This is a genomic window from Curtobacterium sp. YC1 (genome assembly GCF_016267665.1).
Classification (GTDB): domain Bacteria; phylum Actinomycetota; class Actinomycetes; order Actinomycetales; family Microbacteriaceae; genus Curtobacterium.
This window is the reverse complement of record NZ_CP066341.1, coordinates 902,556-914,513: the sequence shown is the minus strand read 5'-3', so window position 1 is coordinate 914,513 and position 11,958 is coordinate 902,556. Positions and strand designations below refer to the sequence as shown.

The 11,958-nt window shown below is 72.1% G+C and carries 8 protein-coding genes; all 8 read right to left on the bottom strand.

The window, feature by feature from the left end:
* Nucleotides 1-103: 103 nt before the first annotated feature.
* Nucleotides 104-826 carry a methyltransferase domain-containing protein gene (locus I8920_RS04440; protein WP_232832821.1) on the bottom strand — a complete coding sequence of 241 codons (723 nt, stop codon included), beginning with the start codon at nt 824-826 and terminating at the stop codon, nt 104-106.
* On the bottom strand, nt 823-1,962 hold the full coding sequence (locus I8920_RS04435; protein ID WP_198657961.1) for a type III polyketide synthase: 1,140 nt from the start codon (nt 1,960-1,962) through the stop codon (nt 823-825). The genes I8920_RS04440 and I8920_RS04435 overlap by 4 nt, the downstream gene beginning before the upstream one ends.
* Nucleotides 1,963-2,058: 96 nt before the next feature.
* Nucleotides 2,059-3,564 carry an Asp-tRNA(Asn)/Glu-tRNA(Gln) amidotransferase subunit GatB gene (gene gatB, locus I8920_RS04430; protein WP_198657960.1) on the bottom strand — a complete coding sequence of 502 codons (1,506 nt, stop codon included), beginning with the start codon at nt 3,562-3,564 and terminating at the stop codon, nt 2,059-2,061.
* The gene (gene gatA / locus I8920_RS04425) at nt 3,564-5,111 is read right to left on the bottom strand and encodes an Asp-tRNA(Asn)/Glu-tRNA(Gln) amidotransferase subunit GatA (protein ID WP_198657959.1); all 1,548 of its coding nucleotides are present in this window, start codon (nt 5,109-5,111) and stop codon (nt 3,564-3,566) included. The genes gatB and gatA overlap by 1 nt, the downstream gene beginning before the upstream one ends.
* Before the next feature lie 11 nt (nt 5,112-5,122).
* Nucleotides 5,123-5,422, bottom strand: coding sequence for an Asp-tRNA(Asn)/Glu-tRNA(Gln) amidotransferase subunit GatC (gatC, locus tag I8920_RS04420; RefSeq protein ID WP_198657958.1), 300 nt, complete (start codon nt 5,420-5,422; stop codon nt 5,123-5,125).
* A gap of 193 nt (nt 5,423-5,615) precedes the next feature.
* A complete protein-coding gene (locus tag I8920_RS04415) occupies nt 5,616-7,952 on the bottom strand; it encodes a transglycosylase domain-containing protein (RefSeq protein WP_198657957.1) in 2,337 nt (778 codons plus the stop codon).
* A 95-nt stretch (nt 7,953-8,047) separates the two neighbouring features.
* Nucleotides 8,048-9,403, bottom strand: a complete 1,356-nt coding sequence (locus I8920_RS04410) for an alpha/beta hydrolase (RefSeq protein ID WP_198657956.1) — start codon at nt 9,401-9,403, stop codon at nt 8,048-8,050.
* A gap of 163 nt (nt 9,404-9,566) precedes the next feature.
* Entirely contained in the window at nt 9,567-11,951 is a 2,385-nt protein-coding gene (ligA, locus tag I8920_RS04405) for an NAD-dependent DNA ligase LigA (protein ID WP_232832820.1), read from the bottom strand.
* Nucleotides 11,952-11,958 lie beyond the last annotated feature (7 nt).

The window sequence follows — 11,958 nt, the reverse complement described above, 5'->3', positions numbered from 1 at the left end:
CTTTCGCGCTGGACGACACCTCACGCGGACCCGAGCCCGTGACCTGTCGCTCAGCGCGAAACCCGCCGCGCCCGCCGCCGCCCGCCGCGCCCGCCCGCCGCGCTCAGGCGTCGCGGATCGCGAGCACCCGGTGCGGCGCCGCCGCCTCGGCCCGCCACCCCTGCGGCAGCACCTGCTGCAGCTCGGGCACGGTGTAACTCCGGCGGATCGACCGCAGCCCGTCGACCCGGACGAACGTGCCCGCGGCGACGAGCGGCGACGCCAGCGCGTAGGCCCGGTACGCCGCCGGGGACCGACGGATGTCCGAGTGCAGGCTGCGCGTGCCCGCGAGCACCGCGGAGTCGGCGAGGAACCCGTCGCGCTCCTCGTCGCCCAGGTGGTGCAGGACGTGGTTCGAGACGACCACGTCGAACCGTTCCCCCGCGGCGACGAGCTCGGCGCTCGACTGCTGGCGGAACGTGACGCCCGCCGGTGTCGAACGTCGTGCCGCCGCGATCGCCCGCTCGTCGGGATCGGCTCCGACGACCTCGAGCTCGAACCCGTCCGCGGCAGCCCACCGCACGAGCGATCGCGCCAGGTCGCCCCCGCCGCACCCCAGGTCGAGCACGCGCCCGCGGCCCGTCACGGGCAGCGCCGGCGCGACGTGCGACCGCCAGGCCGCGCGCCATCCGCTGATGAGCGCGTTGACGAGGGCGAAGCGACGGAAGGTCCGGTCGAGTGTCCGCGGATCACAGTCCGGTTCGTCCATGAGCTCGCGCAGGTCGCGCGCACGGGTGCGCAGGTCGACCGCCGGGAGGCCCGGGTCGCCGCCGCTCCGAGCGGTCACGCCGCTCCCGTGGTCGCGACCGGCACCCGCGCGGGCTCGACGGCCGGTGAGGCCTCGGTCCGCACGGCGGTCAGGCGGGCGCTCTCGACCGTCAGGCCGGGGCCGAACGCCAGCGCGACGACGGCGCTGCCGTCGGTGAGACCGGCGTCGACGGCGTCGCGCAGGACGAAGAGCACCGTGGCGCTCGACATGTTGCCGTGCTCGCGGAGCACCCGGCGGCTCGACGCCATCGCGCTGTCCGGCAGACCGAGCGACTCCTGCGCGCGGTCGAGGATGGCGCGCCCACCCGGGTGCACCGCCCACACCGGGATGCTCGCGGCGGTGCCGCCGTCGAGCAGCGGTTCCACGGCATCGGGCACGTGCAGCCCGACGAGCTTCGGGACGGCGGTCGACAGCACCATCTCGAAGCCCTCGTCGCCGATGTTCCAGGCCATCTCCGACGCCCCCTCGGTCACCACGGACGTGGTGAACGCGTCGAAGCGCAAGCCGGCGCCGTCGCGCGCGACGACCGCCGCGGCCGCCCCGTCGCCGAACACGCTGTTCGCCACGATCTGGTCGGGGTCGTCCGAGGCGCGGACGTGCAGCGTGCACAGTTCGCCGCAGACCACGAGCACGACGGCGTCCGGGTCCTGGTCGACGAAGGCCGCGGCGATCCGGAGCGCGGGGAACGCGGCGCAGCAGCCCATGAAGCCGATGTGGTGGCGGAAGACGCGCTCCGGCAGACCGAGCTGGTCGACGACGTCGATGTCGGGCCCGGGCTGTGTGAAGCCGGTGCAGGACACGGTCACCAGGTGCGTGACGGCCTCCGGCGCGATCCCCGCACGGGCGACGGCGTCGCGGGCGGCGGCGACGAACAGCGACGGGGCGAGTTCGCGGTAGCGGTCGTTCCGCTCGCCGGTCGACGGGGACCGGAGCGTGCCGTCGTCGTCACGGAAGGCGCCACCGGGCCGTTCTCGGTCGAGTTCCTCGAGGACCGTGTGCCGCTGGTCCACCGCCGACCCGTCGAACGCGGCCGGCACGAGACGGCTGCCCAGGCGGCCGAGGTCCGGTTGCGCGGCGAAGAGGTCACGCACCCGGGGCTGGTCGAGGGTCGTCTCGGGGACTGCGGTACCGATGGCGCGGATCGTTGCGGACACGGTTCATCCTGTCACCAGGTCGCTGACGTGTCCCCAGGATGGACGGGAGGCACGGTGCGTGCGTGCACCGTGCCTCCCGTCCGACCGTGGTCGGGTCTACGACTGCTGCGCGCGCTCCAGCACCAGCTCGCGCACGCGGGCGGCGTCCGCCTGGCCCTTCATGGCCTTCATGACGGCACCGATGATCGCGCCGGCGGCCTGGACCTTGCCGTCCTGGATCTTGGCGAGCACGTCGGGCTGGGCGGCGAGCGCCTCGTCGACGGCCGCGGTCAGGGCCGAGTCGTCCGAGACGACCTTGAGCCCACGGGCCTCGACGACCTGCGCCGGCGAGCCCTCTCCCGCGATGACGCCCTCGAGCACCTGGCGCGCCAGTCGGTCGGTCAGGTCGCCGGACTCGACGAGGGCGATGACCTCGGCGACGTGCTGCGGCGACACCAGGTCACCGGGGGCGGCGTCCTGCGCGTTGGCGACGCGGCTGATCTCACCGGTCCACCACTTGCGGGCGGCCTGCGGAGCGGCGCCCGCGGCGACGGTGCCCTCGACCTCGTCGAGCAGGCCGCCGTTGACGACGTCCTGGAACTCGAGGTCGGCGAAGCCCCACTCGCCCTTCAGGCGGCGTCGGCGCGCGACCGGGGCCTCGGGCAGCGAGGCGCGGAGCTCCTCGACGACCGCGGGGTCCGGCACGACCGGCAGCAGGTCGGGCTCGGGGAAGTAGCGGTAGTCGTCGGCGTCCGACTTCGGGCGTCCGGCCGAGGTGCGACCGGTGTCCTCGTGCCAGTGCCGGGTCTCCTGCGTGATCGTCCCGCCGGCGGCCAGGATCGCGGCCTGACGCTGGATCTCGTACCGGATGGCGCGTTCGACGGCGCGGAACGAGTTGACGTTCTTCGTCTCGGTGCGGGTGCCGAGCTTCTCCTGGCCGCGGGGGCGCAGCGAGATGTTGGCGTCGCAGCGCAGGTTCCCGCGCTCCATGCGGGCCTCCGAGACGCCGAGGGCGCGGACGAGGTCGCGGATGACCTGCACGTAGGCGGCACCGAGCTCGGGCGCGCGGTGCTCGGCGCCGAAGATCGGCTTCGTGACGATCTCGACGAGCGGCACGCCGGCTCGGTTGTAGTCGACGAGCGAGTACTCGGCACCCTGGATGCGACCGGTGGCACCGCCGACGTGCGTGAGCTTGCCAGCGTCCTCTTCCATGTGGGCGCGCTCGATCGGGATGTTGTAGATCGTGCCGTCGGCGAGCTCGACCTCGACCTCGCCCTCGTAGGCGATGGGCTCGTCGTACTGCGAGACCTGGTAGTTCTTCGGGTTGTCCGGGTAGAAGTAGTTCTTCCGGGCGAACCGCGACGACTCGGCGATCGAGCAGCCGAGCGCGAGCCCGAGCTGGATCGAGTACCGCACGGCCTGCTCGTTCACGACCGGCAGCGACCCGGGCAGTCCGAGGTCGACCGGGGTGACGTTCGTGTTCGGCTCGCCGCCGAAGAAGTTCGGGGCGTCGGAGAACATCTTGGTCTTCGTCGCGAGTTCGACGTGGACCTCGAAGCCGAGGACCGGCTCGTAGCGCTCGAGCGCCTCGTCGAAGTCCATGAGCGCGTCCTTCTGCGCCATCAGATCACACCTTCCTGCGCAGCCGACTGCTGACTCTGGTCGAGGTCCGGGACGGACGCGATGAGCGGTGCCCCCCACTGCTGTTCGAGCAGCCGCTCGAGGGCCGCGCCGTAGCGGTACAGCCGGGCGTCCTCGCGCTGCGGGGCCATCAGCTGCACACCGGTCGGCAGCGAGTCCTCGGGCGCCAGGCCGTTCGGGATGCTCATGCCGGGGACGCCGGCCAGGTTCGCCGGGATCGTCGTGAGGTCGTTGAGGTACATCGCGAGCGGGTCGTCGATGCGCTCACCGAGGGGGAACGCGGTCGTCGGCGCCGAGGGGCTGACGAGCAGGTCGACCTGCTCGAACGCCGCCTGGAAGTCGCGCTGCACGAGCGTGCGGACCTTCTGCGCCGAGCCGTAGTAGGCGTCGTAGTAGCCGGCGCTCAGTGCGTAGGTGCCGAGGATGATGCGGCGCTTGACCTCCGGCCCGAAGCCGGCTTCGCGCGTGGCGGCCATGACGTCCTCCACCGTGGCGCCGCCCTCGGGCGTGACGCGCAGGCCGAAGCGCACGGAGTCGAACTTCGCGAGGTTCGACGACGCCTCGGCCGGGAGGATCAGGTAGTAGGCGCTGATCGCGTACGCGAACGAGGGGGCGTCGATCTCGACGACGACCGCTCCGGCCGACTCGAGCAGCGCGACGGTCTCCTGGAACCGCTGCGTGACACCGGCCTGGAAGCCGTCGCCACCCGCGAGTTCCTTCACCACGCCCACGCGCAGCCCACGGAGCGTGTCCGAGTGCAGCCCCTCGCGCGCGGCGGCGGCCATCGAGGGCCAGGCGTCCGGGATCGAGGTGGAGTCGCGCGGGTCGTGCCCGCCGATGACGTCGTGCAGGAGTGCGGCGTCGAGCACGGTGCGGGACACCGGACCGACCTGGTCGAGGCTGGACGCGAGGGCGATCGAGCCGTACCGGCTCACACCGCCGTACGTCGGCTTGACGCCGACCGTGCCGGTGACGGCACCCGGCTGGCGGATCGATCCACCGGTGTCGGAGCCGAGCGCGAGCGGTGCCTCGTACGCGGCGACGGCGGCGGCGGAACCACCACCGGACCCACCGGGGATCCGGTCGAGGTCCCACGGGTTGCGGGTCGGACCGTACGCCGAGAACTCGGTCGTCGAGCCCATCGCGAACTCGTCCATGTTCGTCTTGCCCAGCGGCACGAGGCCGGCGGCGCGGAGCTTCGCGACGGGGGTGGCGTCGTACGGCGGCACCCAGCCCTCGAGGATCTTCGAGCCCGAGGTGGTCGGCATGTCCTGCGTGCACAGGACGTCCTTGACGGCGATGGGGACGCCGGCGAGGGCGCCGAGGTCGTCGCCGGCGGCACGGCGCGAGTCGATCGACTTCGCGACGGCCAGGGCGTTCTGGTTCACGTGCAGGAACGCGTGCACGTCGCCGTCGACGGCGGCGATCCGGTCGAGGTGGGCCTGGGTGGCCTCGACGCTCGAGACGTCGCGCGCCACGAGGGCGTCGGCGAGCGCCGCGGCGCTGAGCTTCGTGATGTCGTCGGTCACTGTTCTTCGCCCTACTGTTCTTCGCCGAGGATGGCGGTCACGCGGAACCGTTCGCCGTCGGAGTCGGGCGCACCGGAGAGCGCCTGCTCCTGCGTCAGCGTCGTGCCGACCACGTCGGGTCGGGTGACGTTGCCGAGCGGCACGGGGTGGCTCGTCGCCGGGACGTCGTCGGTCGCGACCTCGGCGACCTTGGCGACGCTCTCGACGATGTGCGACAGCTCCCCGGTCAGCTTCTCGATCTCGTCGGGCGTGAGTGCGATACGTGCGAGGCTCGCCAGGTGGGCGACCTGCTCGCTCGTGATGTCAGGCATGGTGCTCCGTCGATCGGTTCGTGGAATGCCCAACAGTCTATTGGCTGCGTCGGGCGCGCAGGCGCGGCTGTGGACAACGGTCTGGAGGCCCGGTGCCGGTCCGCCGGACCGGCACCGGGCCTCCAGGCCGCACCGGCACGGCCTGCCCGGCGCTGGCGCGTCGTCGAGGAACCGGCGGCGTGGTCCCAGGCGGTCACTCCCCGTGCCGGTCCCCCGCAGCCGGTGCCGCGGGGGCGCCCGTCGCGGCGGGAGCGGGCGAGGCCGGGGCAGCGGGAGCAGCCGGAGCAGCCGGGGCACCGGTCTGCGTCGGCGAGGCGGGCGTGTCCTGGTCGCGCTGCGCGGTCCCCGGTCCGGGCGAGGACGGAGACGACGACGTCGAGGACGAGGACGACCCGCCCGCGTTCCCGATCATCGCCTGGCTCGGTGCCGGGAGCGCTCCCCCGCCGACGGTCTGGTCCAGGTAGCCCATCATCGCCTTGCCCACGCCGAACTTCGCGCTGTACCCGGTCGTGCCCTGCAGGAACGGCTGGTCCGCCAGGCTCACGTTCCCCTGCACGTTGCCGATCCAGGTGGCGTTCGTGTACTTCGTCGACGACGCGACCAGCCAGTTCTGCACGTCGCCGTCGGTGGTGCCGGTCTTCGCGAACTTCGGCACGCTGTCACCCGGGTTCGCGCTCGCGGCGGTCCCCGATCCGGACAGGACGCCCTGCAGGGCGTGGTCGACGGTGCCCGCGACGTCGGCGGAGACGCCCCGCGTGCAGGACGACGGCGTCGGCGTGATCGTCGTGCGGTCCGCCTCGGTCACCGAGTCGATCGCGGTGGGCGTGCACACGACGCCGCCGTTCGCGAAGCCCGCGTAGGCCTCGGCCAGGTCGATCGGCGACAGCTCGTTGACGCCGAGGATCGACGACGGGGTCTGCGTCAGGTCGCCGCCGTCGGCACGGTGGATGCCCATCGACTGCGCGAGCTTCGCGATCCTGCACAGGTCGAGCTGCTTGCCCATCTGCGCGTAGGCCGTGTTGATCGACTCGACCGTCGCGTCCTCGACCGACATCGACGCCGGCACGCTCTCGGCGTTCGCCACGTTCCAGGTGCCGCCCGCGACGTCCTGGCAGCTGTTCGTGAACTCGGCGTTCTCGAACTGGTGCTCCGACGTGGTCACCGACTCGGACAGCGTGTGTCCGGTCGCGAGCCACTCGGCCAGCGTGAACACCTTGTAGGTCGACCCGGTCTGGAACCCACCGGAGTTGCCGTACCCGGAGTCGGCGCTGTAGTTCACCGCCGTCGCACCCGCAGCGGCGGCGTCGCCCTGCGTGTACGAGGTGTTCTGCACCATCGACGTGATCCGTCCGGTCCCCGGTTCGACGGTGACGTTCGAGCCGCCCACGTCGACGCCCGCCATCGTGGGCGGCACGAACGTCGACAGGGCCTGCTGCGCCCGGCCCTGCTGGTCGAGGTCGAGCGACGTGTGGATCTGCAGGCCCTTCGTGTCGAGCGTCGCGATGCGCTGGGCGGCGGTCCTGCCGAACGCGGGATCCTGCAGCACCTGGTCGCGCACGTAGTCGCAGAAGTACCCGGCGTCGTGGTTCGTCGCGGCGGTCGAGCAACCGTTCGCCGTCTCGGTGATCCTCGGTGTCACCGGGGTCGCGATCGCCTCGGCCAACTGGGCCTTCGTGATCGCCCCGTGCACCTGCATGCGGCGGAGCACGTAGTCCCGGCGTTCCTTGGTGAGGGCGTAGCCGTTCGCCCGGCCGTTGTCCGTGTCGGAGGGCACGTCGATGCGCAGGTTCGACGGGTTGTTCAGGATCGCGACCAGGGTGGCTGACTGCACGAGCGACAGGTCCTTCGCGTGCACGCCGAAGTAGTGCTCGGCTCCGGCCTCGGCACCGTAGACCCGGCCGCCGAGTCCGACGATGTTGAGGTACCCGGTGAGGATCTCGTCCTTCGAGTACTTCTTGTCCACCGCGATCGCGTACCGCATCTCCTGCAGCTTGCGCTGCGGCGTGACGCCGGCCGCGTCCTGGTAGCAGGCTGCGACCTTCTTCTCGGTGGCGGCCTGGTCCTTGCCGGTCAGCTCCTCGCACTGCTGCACGAGGACGTTCTTGACGTACTGCTGCGTGATGCTCGAGCCGCCCTGCACGTCCCCGCCGACGACGGTCGCGGCCACGCCACGCAGGGTGCCGAGCACGTCGATGCCGCCCTCGTCGTAGTAGCGCGGGTCCTCGGTGTCGATCGCGGCCTGCTTCAGCGAGTCCGCCATCTGGTCCGCGGTGACGTTCGTGCGGTTCTCGGCGTAGAACGACGCGATCTCGACCTGCTTCCCGCCCTGCGTGGCGTACACCGACGACACCTGCTGCGGGGTCCGGACCTCGAGGTAGCTCGGCAGGTCCTCGAAGAACGCCACCGCACCCGACGTGCCCTCACCGGCGACCGCGACGGCCGGTGTGACCGCGACGGCGACGAGCATGCCGGCGAGCACGGACAGCACCACGAACATCAGGAGAGCACCAGGCCATCGCACCACACGCATGACGGCACCGTAGGGATGCGGGCTGGACTGGTTCTGCCGTGGAACGATCACCGACTGCGGTCGTGCTCAGGTTGCCGTTCAGGCACCGTCGGCGCTCAGTCGCGCGGTTGCAGGTCCTGCGGGCGCACGAGGTACATGTCGGGGGTCGCCCCGACGACCGAGTCGCCGTCGTGGTCGCCGCGGCGCACCTGCTCCCGCACCAGGTCACCCCGGCCGATCCCGATCAGGGCGACGTCGTGCAGCGAGGCGGTGCCGGGCTCGAGGTAGTCGTTGTGCCCGACCGGACGCCGGAAGACGTCCCCCGCGGCGTCCTGCACCCCGCCGGCCAGGTCGAGCACGGTCGACCCGAAGGACGCCCCGCCGGGGTCGGTGCCGAAGTACCCGGAGCCCGCGATCGGATCGCTGTGGGCGCCGCCGACGAAGACCTCGCCGTCGGTGACCGCGAGGTCGGCAGCCGAGCGCACATCGCTGCCCGGCGACCCGAGCACCGTCAACGTGTCGGCGGTCATCCGTCCCGACGCCAGGGCGATCATCGCCGTGGTGGACCCGTACGAGTGGGCGACGACGTTGAGTCGCGGCGGGTCGACCGGCCGCTCGCGCAGGCCGTCGACGGCGCGTTCGAGCCGCACGGCGCCGGTCTCGGCCAGGCCGAGCGACAGGATGTTCGACAGGTCGGGCGTGCGGTAGCCCATCCAGGCCACGACGGCGACGCCCGATCCGCTGCCCCCACCCGCCGTCGCGAGGGGCGCGAGCGTGGCCTGCTCGCGGGACAGGTCGTTGGCGGTGTCGGTGAAGTCGGTCATCTGGCCGGTGACCGTGAAGAACATCCCCGGGACGACGACGGTGACGTCGGCCGCGGTGTCGAGGTCACCGATGCTGATCGCCGCCCGTCCGGATCCGCGAGTGTCCAGCGTGACGAGGTACCGCTGCGGGTCGCCGGGCTCGTGCACGAGCGAGTCTCGGACCTGCCCGAGCATCGCGGCCTCGGCGGCACCGGTGTCGTCGTCGGCCAGACCGGTCATGAGCGTCGCCCGGTTCGCGACGTCGCGGACGGCGTACGGCACGCCGTCCAGGTTCCCCACCACCGACGGCGCGCACCGCAGGAGCAGGTCGCGCTCGTCGCCGTGCAGGCCCACCCACCACCGGGCGACCGTGGCGGCGGACGGTGGATCGTCCTGCACCGTCTCGACGACCCGACGATCAGCGGCGGCGCGGCCGAGCTCGTCGGCGTCCAGCGCCCCGAGCCCGTCGAGGAACGCCCGACCACCCGCGGTCGCGACGTCCTCGACACCGGTGTGTCCCCCGGTCGCGACCGGGACGGGGGCGGGGTGCCGTGGGGCGACCACCGCGACGGCGGCCGGTGCCGCGTGCGCCGGAGGCACGTCGGGGACCTCGACCACTCCGAGCGAGTGCATCGAGGCGGTGAGCAGAGCTGCGGCGACGAGCAGCAATCGGGTCTCCCCCGGGAAGGCCTTCCCGACGTCCCCCTGCAGACGACGGGTGATGCTGTTCCGAGTGTACGGAGGGCCGCCGACGTTCTGTCATGCGTGATGCAACTTGTCCCTCGAACTGGGCACGACGATCGGCGCGCCGATCCTGTGTGCTGAGTCCGCCTCAGTCCTCGGTCGCGGTGCCGTCCGGCGTCGACTCGACCGGGGCAGTCTCGTCCGAGCCCGCCTCGTCCGAGCCCGCCTCGGCGAGGGCCGCCGGCCCCTCCGTCACGAGCAGGTGGAACTGCGCGGCGTCGATGATCCGCACGCCCAGCTGCTCGGCCTTGGTCAGCTTCGACCCGGCTCCCGGCCCGGCCGCGACGAAGTCCGTCTTCTTGCTCACGCTCGACGCCGCCTTGCCGCCCGCGGTGATGATGGCCTCCTGCGCTCCCTCACGCGTGTAGCCCTCGAGCGACCCGGTCGCGACGACGGTCACACCGCTCAGCACGCCACCTTCGGCTGCGGCGCCGCCCGGACCCGGGTGGTCGGGCGTCGTGAACTGCACGCCGGCCGCCGTCCAGCGGTCGATGATCTCGCGGTGCCAGTCGACCTCGAACCAGGCGAGCAGGGCATCGGCGATGATCCCGCCCACCCCGTCGACGGCGGCCAGGTCCTCGCGGGACGCCGACCGGATCGCGTCGAGGGAGCCGAAGTGGTTCGCCAGGGCGCGGGCGGCGACCGGTCCGACGTGGCGGATGCTCAGGCCGACCAGGATGCGCCACAGGGGCTTCGTCTTCGCGGCGTCGATGTTCGCGAGCATCTCGAACGCGTTCTTCGACGGGTAGCGGCTCGGCTCCCCGGTGTAGTCCGCACCACGGGCCTCAGGGTCGAACGGCGGGTCGGTCTTCTTGCGCGCCCGGCTGAACGGCGTCACACGCTTCGGGGTGCCGTCGTCGTCGACCTTCTGCATGCCGGTCTCGGCGTCGCGGACGATCACCTCGATCGGGACGATGTCCTCCATCGTCAGGTCGAACAACCCGGCCTCGGTGACGAGCGGCGGGGTCTCCGGCCGCAGGGGCTGGGTGAGCGCCGCGGCGGCGACCTCGCCGAGGCCCTCGATGTCGAGCGAGCCGCGCGAGGCGATGTGCTCCACCCGGCCACGCACCTGCGCCGGGCAGCTCTCGGCGTTCGGGCAACGCAGGTCGATGTCGCCCTCCTTGGCGGGGGCGAGCTCGGTGCCGCACTCGGGGCAGTGCGTCGGCATCACGAACTCGCGCTCGGAGCCGTCACGGAGTTCCACGACCGGCCCGAGCACCTCGGGGATGACGTCGCCGGCCTTGCGCAGCACGACGGTGTCGCCGATCAGCACGCCCTTCGCCTTGACGACTTGCTGGTTGTGCAGCGTCGCCTGGCGCACGACCGACCCGGCGACCTCGGCCGGGGCCATCACCGCGAACGGGGTCGCGCGGCCGGTGCGGCCGACGCTGACCACGATGTCGGTGAGCGTCGTGTGGACTTCTTCCGGCGGGTACTTGTAGGCGATCGCCCACCGCGGCGCCCGCGAGGTCGAGCCGAGCTCCTCGTGCAGCGCCAGGTCGTCGACCTTCACGACGACGCCGTCGATCTGGTGCTCGACGGACGACCGGCGGTCCCCCGTGGTGCGGACGAAGCCGTTCACCTCGTCGATGGTGTCGAACACCCGGTAGTGGCTGCTCGTCGGCAGCCCCCACGTCTGCAGGAGCTCGTACACCTCGGACTGGCTGCGGACGTCGGTGCCCTGCTCGAGTTCGCGGACGGGCCACGCGCCGATGCCGTGCACGAGCATCCGCAGACGCTGCAGGCGGTCGACCATCAGGGCGCGCTTCGCCTCGGACTTGCCCTCTTCCTTCTGGCGGAGCGACCCGGCGGCGGCGTTGCGCGGGTTGGCGAACACGCGCTCCCCCGCTTCGCGCTGGTTCGCGTTGAGCTCGTCGAACTCGGCGACGGGGAAGAAGATCTCGCCCCGGACCTCGACCAGGGGCGGGTGACCGGTGCCCGACAGGCGGTCCGGGATCGTGCCCATGGTGCGGACGTTGCCGGTGACGTCCTCGCCCACGACGCCGTCGCCACGGGTCGCCGCCGAGACGAGTCGACCGTGCTCGTAGCGCAGGTTGATCGCGAGACCGTCGATCTTCAGCTCGGTCAGGAACCGCACGCGCTCGTCGCCCGCGTCCCGCTGCACCTTGACGGCCCAGTCGGTCAGCTCGTCGGGGCTGAAGACGTTGTCGAGCGAGAGCATGCGCTCCGCGTGCTCGACGGGCGCGAACTGGATCGCCTGCGCCCGGCCGCCGACCGTCTGCGTCGGGCTGTCCGGCGTGACGAGCTCCGGGAACCGCTGCTCGACGGCCTCGAGCCGGCGGGCCATCGCGTCGTAGTCGGCATCGGTGACGGTCGAGCCGCCCTCGCCGAAGTAGTAGGCGTCGCGCAGTTCGAGGATGCGGGACCGCAGCCGGTCGACCTCGCGCTGCGCACCGGCGGCGTCGAGCTCGTCGGGGTCGATGGTCTCGAACGTGGCGTCGGTCTCGCTCATGGCATCA

Coding starts and splice junctions, on each gene's coding strand:
- gatB (WP_198657960.1), bottom strand. CDS start 3,564: ATGGCGCAGAAGGACGCGCTCATGGACTTCGACGAGGCGCTCGAGCGC.
- gatC (WP_198657958.1), bottom strand. CDS start 5,422: ATGCCTGACATCACGAGCGAGCAGGTCGCCCACCTGGCGAGCCTCGCA.
- I8920_RS04415 (WP_198657957.1), bottom strand. CDS start 7,952: ATGCGTGTGGTGCGATGGCCTGGTGCTCTCCTGATGTTCGTGGTGCTG.
- ligA (WP_232832820.1), bottom strand. CDS start 11,951: ATGAGCGAGACCGACGCCACGTTCGAGACCATCGACCCCGACGAGCTC.